18 protein-coding genes and 1 pseudogene are annotated in these 20,799 nt (G+C 35.6%); 4 read left to right on the forward strand and 15 right to left on the reverse strand.

Annotated features, from left to right (window positions below):
* Position 1 precedes the first annotated feature (1 nt).
* Together Ana3638_RS02915 and Ana3638_RS02920 are read right to left on the reverse strand one after the other, a co-directional pair.
* Entirely contained in the window at positions 2 to 439 is a 438-nt protein-coding gene (locus Ana3638_RS02915) for an NfeD family protein (RefSeq protein ID WP_161836712.1), read from the reverse strand.
* A gap of 413 nt (positions 440 to 852) precedes the next feature.
* Positions 853 to 1,662, reverse strand: coding sequence for a TrmH family RNA methyltransferase (locus tag Ana3638_RS02920; RefSeq protein WP_161836713.1), 810 nt, complete (start codon positions 1,660 to 1,662; stop codon positions 853 to 855).
* Between the two features lie 379 nt (positions 1,663 to 2,041).
* Here Ana3638_RS02920 and Ana3638_RS02925 point away from each other — a divergent pair, with 379 nt between their 5' ends.
* Complete coding sequence (locus Ana3638_RS02925) at positions 2,042 to 2,992, forward strand: GlsB/YeaQ/YmgE family stress response membrane protein (protein ID WP_161836714.1); 951 nt, start codon at positions 2,042 to 2,044, stop codon at positions 2,990 to 2,992.
* Between the two features lie 82 nt (positions 2,993 to 3,074).
* Here the strand turns inward: Ana3638_RS02925 and Ana3638_RS02930 are convergent, their stop codons facing one another.
* The 10 genes and pseudogenes from Ana3638_RS02930 to rho all read right to left on the reverse strand — a co-directional run bounded on the left by Ana3638_RS02930 (position 3,075) and on the right by rho (position 12,630).
* The gene (locus tag Ana3638_RS02930) at positions 3,075 to 4,139 is read right to left on the reverse strand and encodes an acyltransferase family protein (RefSeq protein WP_161836715.1); all 1,065 of its coding nucleotides are present in this window, start codon (positions 4,137 to 4,139) and stop codon (positions 3,075 to 3,077) included.
* Positions 4,140 to 4,187: 48 nt separating this feature from the next.
* On the reverse strand, positions 4,188 to 4,424 hold the full coding sequence (locus Ana3638_RS02935) for an AbrB/MazE/SpoVT family DNA-binding domain-containing protein (protein ID WP_161836716.1): 237 nt from the start codon (positions 4,422 to 4,424) through the stop codon (positions 4,188 to 4,190).
* 357 nt (positions 4,425 to 4,781) lie between these two features.
* Positions 4,782 to 5,649 (reverse strand): annotated as a pseudogene (locus tag Ana3638_RS02940) (methionyl aminopeptidase).
* 56 nt (positions 5,650 to 5,705) lie between these two features.
* The gene (locus Ana3638_RS02945) at positions 5,706 to 6,029 is read right to left on the reverse strand and encodes a helix-turn-helix domain-containing protein (protein WP_161836717.1); all 324 of its coding nucleotides are present in this window, start codon (positions 6,027 to 6,029) and stop codon (positions 5,706 to 5,708) included.
* Positions 6,030 to 6,124: 95 nt separating this feature from the next.
* Positions 6,125 to 6,589, reverse strand: coding sequence for a GNAT family N-acetyltransferase (locus Ana3638_RS02950; RefSeq protein WP_161836718.1), 465 nt, complete (start codon positions 6,587 to 6,589; stop codon positions 6,125 to 6,127).
* Between the two features lie 371 nt (positions 6,590 to 6,960).
* Positions 6,961 to 8,034, reverse strand: coding sequence for a peptide chain release factor 1 (prfA, locus tag Ana3638_RS02955; RefSeq protein ID WP_161836719.1), 1,074 nt, complete (start codon positions 8,032 to 8,034; stop codon positions 6,961 to 6,963).
* Between the two features lie 142 nt (positions 8,035 to 8,176).
* The gene (gene prmC / locus Ana3638_RS02960) at positions 8,177 to 9,025 is read right to left on the reverse strand and encodes a peptide chain release factor N(5)-glutamine methyltransferase (protein WP_408609515.1); all 849 of its coding nucleotides are present in this window, start codon (positions 9,023 to 9,025) and stop codon (positions 8,177 to 8,179) included.
* Positions 9,026 to 9,126: 101 nt separating this feature from the next.
* Positions 9,127 to 10,476 (reverse strand): DUF1385 domain-containing protein, encoded by a 1,350-nt coding sequence (locus Ana3638_RS02965; RefSeq protein WP_161836721.1) that lies wholly within the window; start codon positions 10,474 to 10,476, stop codon positions 9,127 to 9,129.
* Between the two features lie 188 nt (positions 10,477 to 10,664).
* A complete protein-coding gene (rpmE, locus tag Ana3638_RS02970) occupies positions 10,665 to 10,874 on the reverse strand; it encodes a 50S ribosomal protein L31 (protein WP_161836722.1) in 210 nt (69 codons plus the stop codon).
* A 115-nt stretch (positions 10,875 to 10,989) separates the two neighbouring features.
* On the reverse strand, positions 10,990 to 12,630 hold the full coding sequence (gene rho, locus Ana3638_RS02975; RefSeq protein ID WP_161836723.1) for a transcription termination factor Rho: 1,641 nt from the start codon (positions 12,628 to 12,630) through the stop codon (positions 10,990 to 10,992).
* A gap of 278 nt (positions 12,631 to 12,908) precedes the next feature.
* Here rho and Ana3638_RS02980 point away from each other — a divergent pair, with 278 nt between their 5' ends.
* The 3 genes from Ana3638_RS02980 (at position 12,909) to Ana3638_RS02990 (ending at position 15,703) form a co-directional block, all read left to right on the forward strand.
* Positions 12,909 to 14,060, forward strand: a complete 1,152-nt coding sequence (locus Ana3638_RS02980) for an NAD(P)-dependent malic enzyme (RefSeq protein WP_161836724.1) — start codon at positions 12,909 to 12,911, stop codon at positions 14,058 to 14,060.
* A 4-nt stretch (positions 14,061 to 14,064) separates the two neighbouring features.
* Positions 14,065 to 15,090 carry a TIGR01212 family radical SAM protein gene (locus tag Ana3638_RS02985; RefSeq protein WP_161836725.1) on the forward strand — a complete coding sequence of 342 codons (1,026 nt, stop codon included), beginning with the start codon at positions 14,065 to 14,067 and terminating at the stop codon, positions 15,088 to 15,090.
* 85 nt (positions 15,091 to 15,175) lie between these two features.
* On the forward strand, positions 15,176 to 15,703 hold the full coding sequence (locus Ana3638_RS02990; protein ID WP_161836726.1) for a DUF4364 family protein: 528 nt from the start codon (positions 15,176 to 15,178) through the stop codon (positions 15,701 to 15,703).
* A 332-nt stretch (positions 15,704 to 16,035) separates the two neighbouring features.
* On the opposite strand, the gene yihA is transcribed toward Ana3638_RS02990, so the two are convergent.
* From yihA to clpX, 3 genes are all read right to left on the reverse strand, one after another.
* The gene (gene yihA, locus Ana3638_RS02995; RefSeq protein ID WP_161836727.1) at positions 16,036 to 16,665 is read right to left on the reverse strand and encodes a ribosome biogenesis GTP-binding protein YihA/YsxC; all 630 of its coding nucleotides are present in this window, start codon (positions 16,663 to 16,665) and stop codon (positions 16,036 to 16,038) included.
* A gap of 221 nt (positions 16,666 to 16,886) precedes the next feature.
* Complete coding sequence (gene lon, locus Ana3638_RS03000; protein WP_161836728.1) at positions 16,887 to 19,205, reverse strand: endopeptidase La; 2,319 nt, start codon at positions 19,203 to 19,205, stop codon at positions 16,887 to 16,889.
* A gap of 172 nt (positions 19,206 to 19,377) precedes the next feature.
* A complete protein-coding gene (gene clpX, locus Ana3638_RS03005) occupies positions 19,378 to 20,673 on the reverse strand; it encodes an ATP-dependent Clp protease ATP-binding subunit ClpX (RefSeq protein WP_161840416.1) in 1,296 nt (431 codons plus the stop codon).
* Positions 20,674 to 20,799: the final 126 nt, after the last annotated feature.

The raw sequence follows: 20,799 nt of genomic DNA on the forward strand, positions 1-20,799 counted from the left end.
ATTATAAATCCTCCGCTTCTTCAACTATTAATTTAACACCTGCTATATCTCTTATTATGATCCGTTTACCCGGTTCAATAATATCCTGGTTATTTAATGCTCTCGCTGTCCATTCCTGACCATTTAAAGTTACCTGCCCGGAATTATTAAAATTATCGATCTTCTCAATTACTTTACCATGCCGCCCAATCAGGCTTTCGTAATTCGTTTTTATCCGCTGCTTATTAAAATACCTTTGTGCAATGGGTCTGGTAAAAAATAAAAGTACAAACGAAACTATTATAAATGCCAAAAATTCTAGAATAAAGCTATCCGCTACCAGGGACAATATAAATGCAATTAATGCACCACCGGCAAACCAAATTGTAGTAAGCCCTAATGTTATAATCTCTATCACTAAAAAAACCGCCAGTGCAATTAACCAATAACTTGAATTCATACTTTACCCCCCTTCCGTTATTATTCTGATACTATGATTTTACTGCAATTTTATTGAATTTACAAGGACATTTCCTGGATTTTACTTTATTTAATCTAATTCTAATATGGTTTTAATGTTATAGAAAAATTCATTTGATTATTTAAGTAATCAATATTCGTGGAAGAACAAACCTGTTCCATTAATTGGCTGTACTGCGGAAAAAGCAGCCTTTATCATAAAACCGGCATGTAATTTATAGTAAGTTATATTTAATATCGGGTAAAATCTGTTTATTCTTAATAATTTCCAATCACGCTTTTTTTATGCTTTATTGCTTATTATAGTTAAATTTAGTTTTAGGCTGTATAGCAGAGAAAGGACGGATTAAAATTGATAATTTCGCTAATTTAATCCCATGGACTGCCTCATATTTATTTCTTTGTTTTTATTACTTTATTTTTTCTTCTTTGGCGATATACCTCATACATTAGGATTGCCGCAGCAATGGCTGCATTTAAAGATTCCACACTGCCCTCCATTGGAATTTTTATATATTGATCAGACATACCTGCTATTTCGTCACTTAACCCATTGGCTTCATTTCCTATTAATATCGCACATTTCTCCGGATAGTTAACATCATCGTAAGCAAAGTCCGTATTTAAATGCGCTGCATAGATGGATATATCATTCCTTTTTATCTGAATTAAAGTATTTTTAAAATCTTCCGCATAAATAAATGGCATCCTGTATATAGCGCCCATGGTTGAACGAATGACTTTAGGATTGTACATATCAACAGAAGTTTTACTTAAAATAATTCCGGTTATACCTGCACCTTCCGCAGTCCGGATGATGGTCCCCAGATTACCGGGATCACGGATGTCTTCCAGCAGCAGCAGATTAACCTGTTGACCAGTAATGATTTTATCCAAATCATAAACCGGCTTTTTGACAATTGCCATAACCCCCTGAGGAGTTAAAGTATCCGAAGCTTCTTTCAGTACTCCGTCAGCCACAACCTCATAAGGAAATCCTTTAAAATAATCCGGAGTCTCTGTCAGCTGCTCATTATAAAAACTTTCCGAAACATAGGCTTTAATAAGGTAACCGCCGTCTTTTGATTCTTCAAACATTTTGGTTCCTTCCGTTACAAAAGCTCCCTGTTCCGTTCTTGCCCTAGATTTTTTTTGTAATTGTATTATATTTTTGATCTGTGAATTGGATGAACTGGTAATCATACTGGCTCCTTCTTTTTATCATATAAAAAACCTTCCTGTTTACCGACTAAGTTTTGGAAGGTTTTTCGTTTCTATTCAGGTTATATCAAGCTATTAAAAGTCTTATCTACATTATTATAGGCCAATTTAGCCAACCTGTCAATTTTTCTATTTAGGGTATATTTTTTTAATAGACTCTCTAACATTTTACAATATTTTATCTCATTATATTACCGAAAAATTCAGGCTATAATTTCAAACCCCAGGATTTCGCTATCATTAATAACTGTATTTTTTTACAATTAAATAGCAAATTATTCCTATTATGACACGATTCGATTGAAATCTTCCTGTTTTTCTTCTATACTTGAATGTGTATAATAGGGAGGTAAAGATAAATATGAAAACAGAATTAGCACGAGTGTCAGAACAACTGGGCTTAGCCTATGATAAACAGGTAAAAGTGATGTGGGGACCTTATAAAGGTTGCAAGACTGCCGTAAATGAGGATTTACATAATCAGCGTTACTATATCAGTTTTCCCATAAAAGCATCTGACTATACTCAGGGTAATAAACTGGATGAATTTATTCAAATACTACTAAATGATAAGAAGCTGATTAAAAAAGCATTCTATGAAGGGTATTGTCTTAATTTAGAAGTTTATATGTCCAGAAAGGCAAAAAGCAATCAAAGTAATATAATTTCTGTATTGGATAAGGTGACTGAATTTGTAAGGGATAATGCATATGACACCTGTTGTGAGATTTGCGGTGAGACAGCAGAAATCTCCGTATATACCATAAATGGAAAAATCTTATGTGCATGTGAGGATTGTTATAATAAAACAATAGACAGTTTAGATGAGTTAAAAGAAACCATAAAAAGAAAGAAAGGAAATGTAATTACCGGTCTGGTAGGCGCTTTCATTGGCTCTTTAATCGGTGTTGCGCTTTGGGTTGCCATATATGCCCTTGGTTATATTGCCACCATATGTGGAATCGTTTTAGGGGTATGTATCATAAAGGGTTTTGAATTGTTTGGCGGTAAGCTGAATCTATTTGGTATTATTTCCACCATTATAATTACTGTAATTATGGTTTATGCAGCAACTTATATATCCTATGGATATTCCGTATATGATGCTTTTAAAGATACAGATAATATTGATCTATTTACAGCTATCCGATCTGTAAAAAGCTTTCTGAAAGAATATTCAGAAATCAGAGCATCTTTTTATAAAGACCTTGTAACGGGCTATATTTTTACTGCTGTTGGTACTGTATCCACATTCATTTCGGCTTATCAGAACAGTAACGGGAAATATCTCACCAAGAAATTAATTGGCTAATACCAGGGGGCTGCTGGGAATTCAACTCCAATCTTCCTTTTGAAGATATGAATTATCTTCACCGCAGCCTCTCTTTCACTTTTCACTTATCCTTTGTTATCCCTAAAGTTAAGAACCGGATCACCGGTAACCGAATTATTATTTCACAGATACAAGGCACGATTAATGTTACACTTATGAATACCAGTAAATAATTAATTATTGTGGGCAAATGCAAATATGCAGTAATAAGATAAGTAATTAAAACCATAAATGGATAATGCACTACATAAATAGCAAAACTCCGGCTGGTCATATATTTTGTAAAAGAATTACTGAAATTAAACCAGGATCCGGCGCCACCCAATACAGCCAATATCATTAACCAGGCATATAAATTGGTAAGCGGATGCTGTAAACAGGCAGATGAGGTGTAATTCTGCCCATAAAAGTTTTTGACAAATAGAATACCGCTAACTATTGCAGCTATCAATAACTGTACTTTCCACTTCTTTAAAATCTCCAATACTTCCATGTGTGAAAACACATAATATCCTAATAAAAACATAAATATATATATTCCATTTCTATAAACAATTACGACCGGTGTATTCAATACATAGGAAGATCCCCAAACACCAAAAAATAATAAAAGGATAAGGAATATATTACATTTTCTGCAAAACTTCCATATTCTGTCATTTCTATCTATCTTGCGTATCACAACCAGAATTAAAGAAGCTAAAAACAGTTCGTGGGCAAACCACAATGGTCCGATTCCCATCATTGAATAAAGCAGGTATTTTGCAAAAGCCGGAATATCTGCTCCTGCAAATATACCAGCTAGTCTTGAGGTAATATAGCCGCTGATCCATCCGAATACAAATATTCCTGCGACAGATGGAATCAACAGTTTTATGATACGTTCTTTTATAAATTCTTTGTCGCTGCGTTTTTGCAGTGAATACCTGGCGCTAATTCCGGCAACAACAAACAGGCATGTCATAAACCAGGGATATACTATATATAAGAATGTATCCATAACCGGAATTCCCTCAGCATTAATATTAGAAATAACTCCGACACTGTTAAAAAGATATAAAATATGATAAAGGACCACCAGAACAACGATTCCCCATCGTATATTATCCAAATAATTTTTCCGCATTGTCAATCTCACTTTCTATTGCCACAATGGTAAACCTCAAGTTTTATATTATTCTTCCTCATTATTATCCGGTAAATTACCATCAAATATAGTTTGCGATAAATGTGTAAACATTTCTTGCGGTGGTATTGCTATACCCCGTTTTTCATCTGCCAAAACAATCAAAGTATCTCCGGGTTTAATATTAAAAATATCTCTGGCCTCCTTCGGAATGACAAATTGTCCTTTTTCTCCCACTTTAACCGTCCATGCATATTTTCCTTTTGGTCCTTTGGATAATGCCATATTTAATTCCTCCTCTTAAGCAATGTATGAAAAGTATGATTTGTATAACTCATATACTTTATTATATCCTATTCTTTAACAAAGTCAATACTAAAATATCTACCTGCTATGGATATTATTTCTCATTATTTTAAATTTCTGTTATGTATTATAAAAGGCTGCTGTAAAATCTTTAGATTGCTTAACCTGCGTCTAAAATTAGTGGTTATATTTTCTTGAAACTTATACTTAAGTAAGCTGATAAACTGGTTTTGTCTTGCTTGCCACTACCGGGTTTACTTCGTAAAGAATACTTGGAAATATATCTACCTATTCTGTTGCTTGTTAATACTCTAAGAATTTTACAACAGCCCTGATTTAATGGGCTAAAATTTCATATCCCTTATCCGTAATCAGCACCATTACTTCCCACTGCGCTGAATCCAAACCGTCCTCCGTATATACTGTCCAGCCGTTTTTATCATCTAAAATAACTTCTGCTCTGCCCCTGTTTATCATAGGCTCTATTGTAAATACCATACCAGGAACAAGCAGCATTTCTGTATTTCTCTTAGTCACATAACTCACATGAGGATCTTCATGGAATTCTAATCCTATGCCATGCCCCCTACTTGATATACTACGGAATATCCTTTCGATTTGATAAAATCATTGACAGCCTGACCCATATCCCTAATGTCTTCCAGGGACCGACTTCCTCTAAGCCAACATCTATGGCATTTTTTGCAGCCTCTACCAAATTATTTCTCTCAGAAGATATTTCTCCAATACAAAACATTCTTGAGGAATCGCCATAATACCCATTATAAATCGTAGATACATCTATGTTTACTATATCGCCATCTTTTAAATATCTGGTTGATGAGGGTATACCGTGACAAACTTCATTATTAATGGAAACACATACACTTTTCGGGTATCCTTCAAATCCAAGTGTAGCCGGAATACCGCCTAACCGTATCGTTAATTCATATATATAACTGTTAATATCTTCTGTGGATATTCCTGACGTTATTTTCTCATTAACCTCATCCAGAATCAAAGTGTTTATTCTGCCGCTTTCCCTGATTCCTTGGATTTGTTCCGTATTCTTAATCAGTTTCCTATTTGGAACAATATATCCCATACGACTAAACTCTTCCACTTTTTCATCTAAAGTAAGATGACAGTATTTATATTTTTTACCGCTATGGCACCAACAATTATCATTTCGATTCATTCTCATAACAAGAGCTCCTTTCCTATTTGGAGCATTTGACATTAGAATATCATCCATTAGCTTTAATTGCTTTGTTTCCGATATTCATTGGGAGAACAACCATATAATTTGGAAAATGCCCTTGTAAAAGCTTCATTGGATGAAAACCCATATTGAACCGCTATGTCTAAGATTCGTTTATTCGTATTCATTAATTGACTTACTGCCAATGCAAGCTTACGTTGCTGAACATATTCCTTAAATGATATTCCCACAGCTTCGTGGAATTTGGAAGAACAATAATAAGAAGAATAACCCACATATTTCGCCATCGCTTCCAATGTAGGAGTCTCTTCTATATTATTCTCTACCCAATCAATCATAGTTTCAATTGTTTTAACCGACAATGCTAATCACTCCTTCTTTTGAGAGTAACATAGAAACTTATATCATACTTGATATTTGTTGCAATTTATATATCTCAAATAAGACTAAATCAGAGTCATTCCCTTAATTTCATCATTAATTGTTCTGTTATGCCCTCTCTGTATAAGCCGGGTATAACACCTACTTCAATATATCCGATTGATTCATACAACCTTTTGGCATCAGGATTAAAATCAGCAACTACTAAAAATACTTTCGAACAGGTTTTAAAGCAATAATCCTCAAAAAATATCAATAATTGTTTTCCAATACCCTGTCCTCGGCTTTCTTCATTAACTGCAATAACATGTAAATATGGAAATGAGTGAAATATTCCATTCATAATAAACCATATAAAGCCCAGGCATTTCTTATTTTTATCTACTGCAATAAAAATTTCATCTTTTTCGAATCCCTCTTCCAGCGCTTTTCTAGTAAATTCTTTATCAGAAAAATATTTATCTCCTAATTCAGAATGATCCAGTGCCTCTTCGCAACCCTCTAAGTAATCTAAACTGCCCTTAATAATTTCAATTTCCATACAGCACCTCACTTAATAAAGATTTTAGTTTTCCTTTCTGTTATTGATTTTAAGATTAAATTAGTTATAAAATATCAAGCTAAAAGAAGCAGATATTTTATATCATTTGTAATTTCGTAATCATCTATCATTATCTTATATTTTGATATATTTTACAATATATAACACTTATTCTTGGATACCTGACTAATAATTTTATGAATCTGAACTATTAAAAAAGTGCCCTACACCAACTATTTCAGCCACTGCAGGACACCCTATCTTTTTCTGTATATTTTTCTATATCTCTTAACCATATATCACTTTATTACTGATACTTTTTATTTATTAATTTCCTGCTTTATTGCCTTGGTCGTAAGCCGACCAGGCATTTACTCTTGCTGCATATTTGCCAGTTTTGCGGCCTGGTCGGCTGCAATCAGGCTGTCAATCACTTCATCCATGTCACCGTCTAAAATTGCATCAAGTCTGTGAAGGGTTAATTTAATTCTATGATCCGTCACACGTCCCTGAGGGAAATTATAGGTACGGATTTTTTCAGAACGGTCGCCGGTTCCTACCTGGCTTTTTCTTGCTTCTGCTTCTGCATTATGTGCTTTCTCTAATTCCAATTCATATAATTTGGAACGTAAAACCTTTAATGCCTTATCCCTGTTCTTTAACTGGGATTTTTCATCCTGACAGGAGATTACGATACCTGTAGGTATATGGGTAAGCCGCACCGCAGAGTCAGTTGTATTAACGCACTGACCACCGTTACCGGAGGAACGGAATACATCAAATTTACAATCATTTAAATCCAGTTCTACGTCAACTTCTTCCGCTTCCGGCATGATAGCAACCGTAGAAGTAGAGGTATGAATTCGCCCGCCGGATTCAGTTACCGGAATACGCTGTACACGGTGAACACCGCTTTCGTATTTCATTTTGGAATAAACACCTTTACCGTTTATCATAAAAACAACTTCCTTGAATCCGCCTAAACCGTTTTCATTTAAGTTCATCATATCGATCTTCCAGCGTTGTCTTTCTGCATATTTTGTATACATACGGAATAACTCGGCTGCAAATAACGCCGCTTCGTCACCGCCGGCACCGCCCCTGATTTCCACAATTACATTCTTTTCATCGTTAGGGTCTTTGGGTAATAAAAGAATCTTAAGCTGTTCTTCAATTACGGTAAGATTCTGTTTGCATTCATTTAATTCTTCTTTCGCCAGTTCCCGCATTTCTTCATCGCTTTCTTCTTCAAGCATGGCTAAACTGTCTTCAATACGTGCTTTTGTTGCTTTATATTCTTTATATTTTTCAACAATATCCGTTAAATCATTTTGTTCTTTCATGAGTTTACGGAATCTGTTTTGATCATTTACTACACCTGGATCATTTAATTCATCCACTAACTCCTGATATCTTATTAAAAGATCCTCTAATTTATCAAACATTTCATAGTCCTCCATTCAAATTACACATACTGTTTTTCATTTTATTTATACCAGGAAGATTCACAATAGGCGAGTGTTCCAGTTTTTATATAATACCGTCAATAAATAAGTGAATTCTCCCAAATCATTTTATGATACGCAGCTAAGTGAAGGGCTCCTGGGTTTTTTTTAATCGGCCGCTTATAACACGGTTAAGTCCTGCCAAATCTTTTTTTACTTTAATTTCCGTAATTCCCGCCTCCCGTAATAATTCACTGACAGCATCTGCCTGGTTATATCCTATTTCAAAAAAAACATAACCATCCGGCTTTAAATACAAATTAATGTCGTGAATTATATTTTTATAAAAATACAGACCGTCTGTACTTCCATCTAAAGCCAAAACCGGCTCATGATCCTTAACTTCCTCCATCAGCACAGCAATATCCTGGGTAGGTATATAAGGTGGATTTGATATTATTATATCATATTTTCCCCTTACCTGTGTATATATATCACTTTCTATAAAAGTCACATCTGCCTGTAACTTACCTGCATTTTCTCTGGCTATCTCTAATGCTTTTGGTGAGATATCAACGCCTACCCCACTTTTTATATTCCCCAACTTTGATAAACTGATAATAATACAACCGGAACCGGTACATAAATCTAATATATCTTTTCCTCCGGATACCTTTAGAACTTCTTCAACCAGTATCTCCGTATCCTGTCTGGGAATCAATACATCCTCCGTAACACGGAATTTAAGACCCATAAACTCCTGTTCTCCGGTAATGTATTGTAATGGAATGTGCTTACTGCGCTTTTGAATTAATTCAAGATAAAAATTGAGTTGTTCCTCAGTAATTTCCTTTTGGGAATGCATAATAAACTGGGTTCTGTTAACTTGAAAATAATAGGACAATAAATACCAGGCATCTAAATCCCAATCCGTTATCCCTTTTTCCTTAAGCACGGCCCTTCCCTGATTTAATGCATTCTCTAATGTTATCATAATATCATCCTTACATAATTACATACTAATTATTATTAAGTATATTTAATACTAAAATTTCTTATTCAATACCATAATTAAAATTGACCTTTACCAGATTAATCCTCTTCCTCTTTACTCACAAGATAACGGTCCAAAGCCCTTAAAATTTCATCCTCTTCCTCTTCAAAAGCCGGATGAATCGGTGCTTTTATTGCTTTTTGAGCAGTAACTGCTGTTTCTTCCACTGCTTGTTTTATTTCTTTATCCAATGACGTTTCTTTTGTCTTTGATGAATCAGCGGCATTGATTTTCTTTTTATCAGCCTTATCTGATTTCAAATCATTTTCTTCGATACTATTCCTTTTACTGCTTTGATTGTTGCTCTGATTATTCTTTTTCTTATTTATGTCACTATTAACAGTTTTATTCTGCTTTTTGCTTGAAGGAACTTTATTCTGTTTGTTATCTTGGGTTTTATTATTCTGACTATGATTCTTCCCTGAATTTTTCTTAATATTAGTTTCATCTTTCTCTTCACTTGCTGAACCCATACCTAAGAATTCTCTCCAGTCAAATACCGCTTCTACCGACTGGATTGCCACTTCTATCATAGCATCATCCGGTTCTCTGGTAGTGAGACCCTGCAGCCACATACCCGGTTTACTTAAGATATTTACAATTTTTGAATCGCTCTTGCCCGCGAAACGAATAAATTCATATGATACCCCTGCAATAATCGGAATTAATAATACTCTTATTAAGTAACGCAGCCATTCCTGTTCCACACGGATAAATATAAAAAATATAATACTTACAAACATTACGATAAACATAAAACTGGTACCGCATCTTTTATGCTCTTTTGACTGCCGTTTTACATTTTTTACAGTAAGTTCAAACCCGTGTTCCAAACAATTTATGGTTTTATGCTCCGCACCATGATACATAAACATTCGTTTAATATCTTTCATCTGGGATATTGCCGCAATATAAGCTATAAATATTAGAATACGGATAATTCCCTCGACGATAGCTATTACAGTTTCAGATTCAATCATAGTACCTAATAAATTGGCAGCAAAGGCAGGCAGTACAATAAAAATACCAACGGCTAATAATATCGCTATAAAAAAAGTAATTCCCATAATGACACTTTCGGCTTTTTCCTTAAAAATCTTTGAAAAAGCTTGGTCCATTTTACTTGGTTTAACTTCCTCTTCTTCTTCAAAAAAACTAGCTGAAAAAGTTAATGTTCTGGTACCTATAATCATAGATTCAGCAAATGCTAACATCCCACGAAAAATAGGGAATTTAAATATTTTATACTTTTCTGCAGCGCTAATGAATGTATTTTTTTCTACAACAATTTCATTATTTGGTTTTCTTACAGCTACGGCGTACTGTTCTTTATTTTTCATCATTACGCCTTCAATAACAGCCTGTCCACCAACTCCTGATGGTTTCATATACTGCACATCCTCTCTTTATTCTGCAGCGGAAAGAACTGCAAAATACCATAAATGATTCATGGTTTCCCTTAATTTGTACCTAATATATTAAAAGCAAGTTAATTTTGCATATTCCTGAAATTTAAAAATAGGTTGAGATTCTGAAACCTCAACCTGATTTTTAACATGGATATGTTACCGTTTTTCTATTTTTCGTTATTAAGGCCATATCTACGATTGAACTTATCAATAGCTCCACGTGCTGCAGCTGCTTTCTGCTGTCCAGTGTAAAATGAATGGCACTTAGAACAAATTTCTACGTGGATATCATTCTTTGTTGAACCAGTAACGAACTCGTTACCACAGTTACAAACAACTTTTGCCTGGTAATATTTAGGATGGATTCCCTCTTTCATGATTTCACCTCTTCACAATCTAACTTAAAATTTTAAAAGTTGACCGAATGTCAAACTATTATCATCTTATAAACAGCTTTTTAATTATAGCATAGGTTCCAATCTATTGCAATACCTAAAAAACAATTTTGGTTTTTTTGATAGTCTCAATAAATTCATTATTGGTTTTTGTTTTTATAAACATATCTATAATTCTTTCAACGGCATCATCTGATTTCATACTGTTAAATGCTTTCCTCATTAAGAAAGTAGCTTCTAATTCGGATTGGTTTAATAATAAATCATCTCTACGGGTACTGGATTTGGTTAAATCGATAGCCGGGAAAATTCTTTTCTCAGATAAATTACGGTCAAGAACCAACTCCATATTACCGGTTCCTTTAAATTCTTCAAATACCACATCATCCATTCTGCTGCCCGTATCTACTAATGCTGTTGCCAGTATGGTTAAACTGCCGCCCTCTCTCATGTTTCTCGCTGCGCCGAAAAAGCGTTTCGGCATGTATAGAGCTGCCGGATCAAGACCGCCGGATAAGGTTCTGCCGCTGGCTTGTACCGTTAAATTATAAGCTCTTGCCAATCTTGTGATACTATCTAATAATACAACGACGTCCTTTTTATGTTCAACAAGGCGTTTTGCACGCTCAATTACCATTTCGGAAACTCGTTTATGATTATCCGGTAATTCATCAAAAGTTGAGTAGATAACCTCAACATTTTTACCTTCTATGGATTCTTTAATATCGGTTACTTCTTCCGGACGTTCATCAATAAGCAGAATAATTAGGCTGATTCCCGGATGATTTTTTGTGATTGCTTTGGCAATCTGTTTTAAAAGAGTTGTTTTACCTGCTTTGGGCTGAGAAACAATCATTCCTCTTTGGCCCTTACCAATTGGGGAAATTAAATCGACCATACGCATAGAAACGTTCGTACCCGGTGTTTCCAAATGAATTCTTTCATTAGGGAAAATCGGGGTTAAATCTTCAAATCTTTTGCGGCGCTGTGCTTCGGAAGGATGAAAACCATTTACACTCTTTACATACAAAAGTGCACTGAATTTTTCTCCCTGATTACGAATTCTGGTATTGCCTGCTACAATATCGCCCGTTTTTAAACCAAACCTGCGGATTTGAGCCGGTGAAACGTAAACATCATTCTCCCCGGGGAGATAATTATCACATCGTATAAAACCATATCCATCCGGCATAACTTCCAGAATTCCCTCTTTGGTTTCTCCGCTGTCTAACTGTTCAGATTCCGAAGTGGACATAATTTTTTTAGTATCGGAATCCTGAGATACACTACTATTTTTTCTCGTATCGGAATCCTGGGATACATTATTATTTTTTCTCGTATCGGAATCCTGGGATACATTATTATTTTTTCTCGTATCGGAATCCTGCTGAGAATTGATTATTCTTTTGATATCCTGATCTGCCTGACTTGAATTCCTTTTTAAGTCTGCCTCATGTTTATCTGTGATATTTCTTTTTGGTTCTGCCTGTTTCGCAATACCTGATTTTCTTTTTTCCGTTTCTGTATTAATTTCTGCTTCCGCTGATTCATTTGCTGTACTAAGATTTTCCTTTTCTCTGCCTGATTGTGAATCCACCGCATTTGCATCCGCTGAATTTGTTAATACCAAGGCATCAATCAGTTCCTGTTTTCTTAATGCAGTTATACTTTTAATACCTTTGTTTTTTGCCAATGCTCTAAGCTCTGCTAAGGACATTTCATTATACTGCGCTTCCATGTAATCTTACTCCTTTACAAGTATAAAATTTTTCATTTCAATGGGGATGGATTTCGATATGATCTAGACAGTTCTTATGATTTTAGCACCCAAAATATACGTTCTCTATATTATACACCTAATGTCCAAGAAAAAAAAGCTTTTTTTTAATCTTGTTTTATTTTATAGGGTTTTATATCCCTATTTAAAAAATGGGCGGCAGTTTTTTGCTTGATTTACCATTCTTTAAGTGATATGATATTTTATTATAAAAATACGAAAGTAAGGTGGGACAGCATATGACTAACAGCGAAAAAGCTTTAATGCTGCATGAAGAATGGAATGGCAAAATTGAAACAACATCAAAATGTACGGTGAAATCAAGAGAAGATTTAGCCCTTGCCTATACACCCGGTGTAGCGGAACCTTGTAAAGTTATTGCAAAGGATAAAGAAGCAGCTTATAAATATACATTAAAAGCGAATACTGTTGCAGTAATATCGGATGGAAGCGCAGTATTAGGCCTAGGTAATATCGGTCCATACGCAGCAATGCCGGTTATGGAAGGGAAATCTGTTCTTTTTAAAGAATTCGGTGGTGTAAATGCATTTCCTATTTGCCTTGATACCCAGGATACGGAAGAAATTATAAAAACCATAGTTAATATAGCTCCCGCTTTCGGTGGAATTAACCTGGAAGATATCTCAGCTCCCCGCTGCTTTGAGATTGAAGAACGATTGAAGGAACTTCTTACAATCCCTGTTTTTCATGATGACCAGCATGGTACGGCAATCGTTGTGCTGGCAGGTGTTATTAATGCTTTAAAAGTAACAGGTAAAAATAAGGAAACCTGCGAAGTTGTTGTAAACGGTGCCGGTTCTGCCGGAATTGCTATTACAAAACTTCTATATAATTATGGTTTTAAACATATTACCCTTTGCGATAAAGTAGGTATCTTAACTAAAGCTACAGGCGGCTTAAACTGGATGCAAAAGCAAATGATGGAGATCACTAATTTAAGCGGAAAAGAGGGTTCTTTGGCCGATGCTTTAAAGGGTGCTGATATCTTCGTCGGTGTTTCCGCTCCTAATATTGTGACAACGGAAATGGTAGCTTCCATGAACAAGGATTCCATCCTGTTTGCAATGGCTAACCCGGTACCTGAAATCATGCCGGATCTTGCAAAAGCAGCCGGTGCTAAGATTGTAGGTACCGGACGTTCTGATTTCCCTAACCAGGTTAATAATGTGGTTGCTTTTCCGGGAATATTTAAAGGAGCCTTAGAGGGCAGGGCAAAACAGATTACGGAGGAAATGAAATTGGCTGCAGCGCTTGCTATCGCCGGTTTAGTTTCGGAGGAAGAATTAAATGAAGATTATATTATGCCGCAACCGTTTGATCCACGTGTATGTGAAGCGGTAAGCAACGCAGTAAAATCTCATATTCTATAATACGATGAAGAACTTTCAAACTACTTTTTGGGGCGATAAGCGTTATTATTCCCTTGATTACTATTTAAAACAAAAATTCGGACGGAAAATATATAAATTATCCTTAAATGGTGGTATGACCTGCCCTAACCGGGACGGAACAATTGATACCAGAGGATGTATTTTCTGCAGCTTGGGTGGCTCCGGCGACTTTTCAGCCTCTTCCTTGTTATCCATCACCGATCAGATAAAGGAAGCCAAAAAAATGGTAGATGGAAAGTTAAACAAGGATGCTTCCATAAAAACCTCACATAAGAGTACGGCAGACGAAAAACTTGGAAACGGGCAATACATCGCTTATTTTCAGGCCTATACCAATACTTATGGGGATCTTGATACACTGCGCAGTTTATTTACGGAAGCCATCAATAATCCGGATATTGTTGCATTATCCATTGCTACAAGGCCAGACTGTCTTGGACAAGATGTCATTTCATTACTTAGGGAATTAAATGATATTAAACCTGTATGGATTGAATTAGGACTTCAGACCTGCCATGAGTCCACTGCTGCTTTTATCAGGAGAGGTTATCCTCTGAAGGTTTTTGAAAATGCGGTTAAACAGCTTCAGGAAAACGGATTGACAATTATAGTACATGTAATCATTGGACTCCCGGGAGAAAGTGTATCTGATATGTTAGAGTCAGTCAGATATGTATCAGCTTTCCCTATACAAGGTATTAAACTTCAATTATTGCATATACTGAAAAATACTGATTTGTCAAAATACTCTTTCCCTGTTCTGACCCTTGAAGAATATATTGATATTATTATAAAATGCCTGGAAATTCTTCCGAAGAATATAGTAATCCATAGAATTACGGGAGATGGCCCTAAAAAATTATTATTAGCGCCTTTATGGAGCGGCAATAAAAAGTTAGTGTTAAACCGTATCAATCAGGAGTTGAAAACCAGAGATACCTGGCAGGGCAAAAAGATTCCATTGCAGCAGACTTGTGATATGCAACGAGTAAAATATGACAGTAAATAAACTCATTAACCATGATAGTATTATTAATTCTTATCATTTAGAATTACACCAGATAAGTAATTGATTTTAGGAAAGGAGCTGCCATATGCAATCAGATGCTTTTACATTGTATAAATTAATTATTTTGTTTTTATTGGACAAGGTGGATTTTCCGTTAACAAATGCTCAGATATCTAATTTTATCTTAGAAAAAGATTATACAAATTACTTTAATATCCAGCAGTCCATAGCAGAATTATTAGAAGCAGAGTTTGTTACCGTAGAAACCGTTGGACATAGCTCTCATTATAGAATTACCGACTCCGGAAGAGAAACCTTATCTTTCTTTGGTAACATGATATCTTCGGCGATTCAATCAGATATTTTAGATTATTTAAGAAAAAATAAATATACATTGCGGGATGAGGTATCTACTCTTTCTGAATTTTATGAGGCCAAGAAAGGGGAATATATGGTACATTTAAGGGTTGTTGAAAAGGAAGACTCCATCATAGACCTCACAATTGCCGTTCCCACCAAAGAGGACGCGTCCAAAATATGTGATAATTGGCGAACCCGTAGTCAGCAGGTTTATGCTTATGTTTTAAGTAACTTATTAAAAGAAGATGATTAAATTCCCGTAATAAGTGCTTGAAATGAGATAATAATTTTTCATTCCCAACATTTTATTATTTAGGCTGAATCAATAATTTATAAAAGGGGCTGTTGCAAAATTCAAAATATAACTTACTTGTGGGAGAATAATGCTTTATATTTCGCAGATATTTTGTTGAAAGTATGTGCGAATGGCTCCAAGAAAGAGAATGGAGCCGTTTATTCGCGCGACTTGAAACAAAATGGGGGAAATATAAAGCATATTCTAGACACAAGTTTAGTAAATTGACTATTTTGCAACAACCACTTTTTAATATCATATTCTTTTAATAGACATTAGTTATTATTCTATTATTCTAAAGTTCCAGTCTCCGAATTGGGGGCTTGCTCAGCTTCTTTTGTAATTACCGATTCAATGAGTTCCCATATTTCATCTCGTCCCTGTTTTGATAAAGAGGAAAACGGGATTATAATAGCAGATGCTCCTGCATTTAGTCCTTTCCGAATAGCTTTCATCTGTTTTTCTATCTGGCTTCGATTAATTTTATCTAATTTCGTGGCAATTATAATTGGCTGATATCCTTGGTATACAATCCACTCATACATGTTCCTGTCATTTTCAGATGGGTCGTGTCGTATATCCACCAGAAGGAATACTATTTTTAACTGTTTTGAGGTTTTTAGATATTTTTCTATCATTTTGCCCCATTTTTCTTTTAAAGCTTCCGATACTTTTGCATAACCATAACCGGGCAGGTCCACAAAATAGAGCTCGTCATTTATATTATAAAAATTAATGGTTTGTGTTTTACCAGGCTGTGCAGATGTTCTGGCATAAGCCTTACGGTTCATCAATGCATTAATCAGAGATGATTTTCCAACATTGGACTTGCCGGCAAAGGCTATTTCCATTTTATTATTTTTCGGTAATGTACTTGTTATTCCGCATACGGTTTCCAGGTTAACACTTTTTACATGCATTTTTGTGGTGTCCTTTCCTATCTATCATTTTTGGTAATTGCGAAACTATGTAGTTTTGTAAATATACCATACAATGATACGAATTTCATAGCTTCAGTTGCCCTTTGGGCAAGATTTCAGCTCTGAAATTGTATCAATTGCATGGTATATAAATCTAATTTTCTAGTTTCGCAATTACCTACTATCATTTTACTTATGTTATCTTTTGCACGGTTTCATTCTCAGCCTGCCAAGGCATGCTGTAATACTTCTTCCATCGTATTAACAAAATGAATTGTGATTCCCTCCAGGATCTCTTCGGATAATTCTTCAATATCTTTTTTATTTTGTTTTGGTACCAGAACCAATTTTATTTTAGCTGCTTTTGCCGCAAGAATTTTTTCTTTCAATCCACCGATGGGTAGAATCCGGCCGCGAAGGGTTATCTCCCCTGTCATCGCAACATCAGCCCGGACAGGTCTTTCAATAATCGCAGAAAGCATAGCGGTTGCCATGGTAATTCCTGCTGACGGACCATCTTTTGGTACTGCTCCCTCCGGAATATGAATATGAATATCATGATTTTCAAAATAATCATTCTCAATTCCATAATCCCTACTTACGGACCTGATATAACTGATACCGGTTCTTGCCGATTCTTTCATTACATCCCCTAACTGTCCGGTTAATTCAAACTTTCCTTTACCCGGCATAACATTTACTTCAATCTGCAAGGTATCCCCGCCGACGCTTGTCCAGGCAAGACCTCTTACAATGCCAATTTCATCCGTGGTATTCGCTGTCTGAAAGGTATATTTTTCATTTCCAAGATATTTTATCAGGTTTTTATCATTAATATTAATCTTCGTACTGCCTTCCATAATAATTTCTTTAGCAGCTTTTCGGCAGATTTCACCAATTTTTCTTTCCAGATTACGTACACCGGCTTCTTTGGTATATCCGGTAATGATACGGTTTAAGGCCTTATCCGATATACTTAATTGTTTACGGTTCAGTCCGTTTTTACTCAACTGTTTTGCAATTAAATGTTCTTTTGCTATATGCTGTTTTTCATTTTCCGTATAGCTGGTAACTTCAATTAATTCCATTCTATCCAGTAAAGGCCTTGGAATACTTTGTACCGAATTGGCTGTTGCTATAAACAAAACTTCCGACAGATCAACAGGTATTTCTATATAATGATCCACAAATTTATTATTCTGCTCAGAATCCAATACTTCAAGCAAGGCTGCCGAGGTATCACCTTTATAATCACTGCTTACCTTATCTATTTCATCTAATAGCATAAGAGGATTTTTTACGCCGGCGCTTTTAAGGCCGCTCACAATCCTTCCTGGTAATGCACCGATATATGTTCTTCTATGACCGCGGATTTCTGCCTCATCCCTGACTCCGCCCAGACTGATTCTGACATATTCTTTGTTCAAAGCCCTTGCCACCGAACGGGCTATGGAAGTTTTACCTGTTCCAGGAGGTCCAACCAAACATAAAATAGGACTTTCACCTTTCTGGGTTAAGATACGTACTGCAAGAAATTCCAAAATTCTTGTTTTAACCTTAAGAAGTCCGTAATGATCCTGGTTCAGTATTTTCTCTGCATTCTTAACATCGGTTTTATCGACTCCTGCTTTATCCCAAGGCAGAGAAAGCAAGGTCTCGATATAACCTCTGGCAACGGAGCTTTCCGATGAATTGCCGGATAAATTCTTAAAACGTTCTATTTCTTTAATTATTTTATCTTTTACTTCATCCGTTGCAATCAGGGCTTTTGCTGCCTCCAGGTAATTATCCGCATCCGTCTGGGTATTGGATTCTCCCAGTTCCTCTCTGATTACCTTAAGCTGTTCCCTTAACAGATATTCTTTCTGATTCTTATCTACTTTTTCTTTTATTTTATTTTGTAAGTCTTTCTTAATTCTTAAGATATCGATCTCTTCCGTAAGAATGACTGTTATTTTCTGGTATCTCTCAATTAAATCCACCGCTTCGATTAGATTTTGTTTCTCTTCCACCGAAAGTGGTATGTTTATAGCTATCTGATCAATTAATTCCTGTACATCCTCCAGTTTCATCAACTGTTTGATAACTTCTTTGCCAATCTTAGTATTCTCTATAAAATAAACTTCCAGGATATCTTTCAAGCCGCGAAGCATTGCCTTTTTTTCCGTATTGGAAATATGCTGTTCACTGGAGTCCTTTAAAAGGCCTATTTCTCCTAACAGAAACGGTTGTTCTTCAATTAAATTCTCTAATTGTGCTCTCTCCGTTCCTGAAACCAATACACGGATTACATTTCCGGGTAATTTAATAATTTGTTTCACTTCTGCTATTGTTCCTATTTGAAATAAATCATCCTGACCCGGGGTTTCTATATCGGAATCCCGTTGGGTTAGCAATAATACTAACTGGTCATTTTCCATGGCATTTTCTATTGCATCAATGGACATTTTACGATTTACGTCAAAATGAATCAACATGCCGGGGAGAACTGCCATTCCTCTTAAAGCTACTACGGGAACTCTCCTACTATATTCACTCATCTTTACCTCCACTTTAGTTTAGTTTAAGCCTGTCCGATCAAGGCATGTCTTATGTTAAAAAGGACTGCCTTAAAATGCCTTTATTAAACTTCCATAACTTCACAGTATGCGGCCCTTGAAGTTTTTTTGGAACAGTAAAGGTATTTTAAGACAGCCCCTAGTCTATCTGTTTTTAGGCAATTTCGTTACTATTTTTTTTCGGTACCCGCTTTGATATCGGTTTTCTTGGTTGATTATCCTCTGAGCTAATTAATGTAGGCAAGGTTCCACCCTCTGCAGCTTCTTTGGTAATAATACACTTCAAGATTTGTGTATCCGATGGGACTTTATACATGGAATCCATCATAACTGACTCCATAATTGCACGCAAACCTCTTGCTCCTGTCTTTCTCTCAAGGGAACGCTTTGCTATGACACGTATCGCTTCCTCTTCGAATTCCAGTTCCACTCCATCTAATTCAAACAGTTTTTTATACTGTTTTACGATTGCATTTCTTGGTTCCGTAAGAATACGAACTAACGCTTCTTCATCCAATAAGTCCAAAGCCACCGTAACAGGAACACGCCCTACAAATTCAGGTATTAAACCATATTTCACAAAATCCTGAGGCATTGCCTGTCTGAATAATTCTCCGATATTCTCTTTAACACTTTTGGTTATTTCCGCATTAAATCCGATTGATTTTTGTCCGATTCTTGCTTCAATTATTTTTTCCAATCCATCAAAAGCTCCGCCGCAGATAAATAGAATATTGGTCGTATCTATCTGTATAAATTCCTGGTGAGGATGCTTGCGGCCTCCTTGGGGAGGAACAGATGCAACAGTGCCTTCCAGAATTTTTAATAATGCCTGCTGCACTCCTTCGCCGGATACATCCCGGGTTATGGACGTATTTTCAGATTTTCTGGTTATTTTATCTATTTCATCAATATAAATAATTCCGTGTTCTGCTCTTTCTACATCAAACTCAGCTGCCTGAATCAGTTTAAGAAGTATATTTTCAACATCTTCACCTACATATCCTGCTTCTGTTAAAGCAGTAGCATCGGCGATAGCGAAAGGAACATTTATAAGTTTAGCCAGGGTCTGGGCAAGAAATGTCTTACCAGAACCGGTTGGTCCTACCATAAGTATATTACTCTTCTGTAATTCCACATCCAGATCTCTGCCTGCCAATACACGTTTATAATGATTATAAACGGATACAGAGAGAACTTTTTTAGCTTCTTCCTGACCAATAACATATTGATCTAAAAAGTTCTTGATTTCAGCAGGTTTCAATAAATTAATATCTGCATCTTGGGTTGTATCTTCAAATTCTTCTTCAACAATTTCGGAACAAATTTCAATACATTCATTGCATATATATACATTGCCCGGTCCTGCAATCAATTTTCTGACCTGATCCTGGGTTTTATTACAGAAAGAACATCTTACCTGTTTTCTTTCATCCGCTCTGTTTGCCACTAATGTTTCATCTCCTTTCTTTTTCTCTTTATTAGGCAATTGCGAAACTATTTCCATTTCATAATTTACCATACAATTAAAACGATTTCATAGCTTTAGTTGCCCTCCTGGCAGGACTCAAAACTG

It is taken from the genome of Anaerocolumna sedimenticola, from assembly GCF_009931695.1.
Classification (GTDB): Bacteria; Bacillota; Clostridia; order Lachnospirales; family Lachnospiraceae; genus Anaerocolumna; species Anaerocolumna sedimenticola.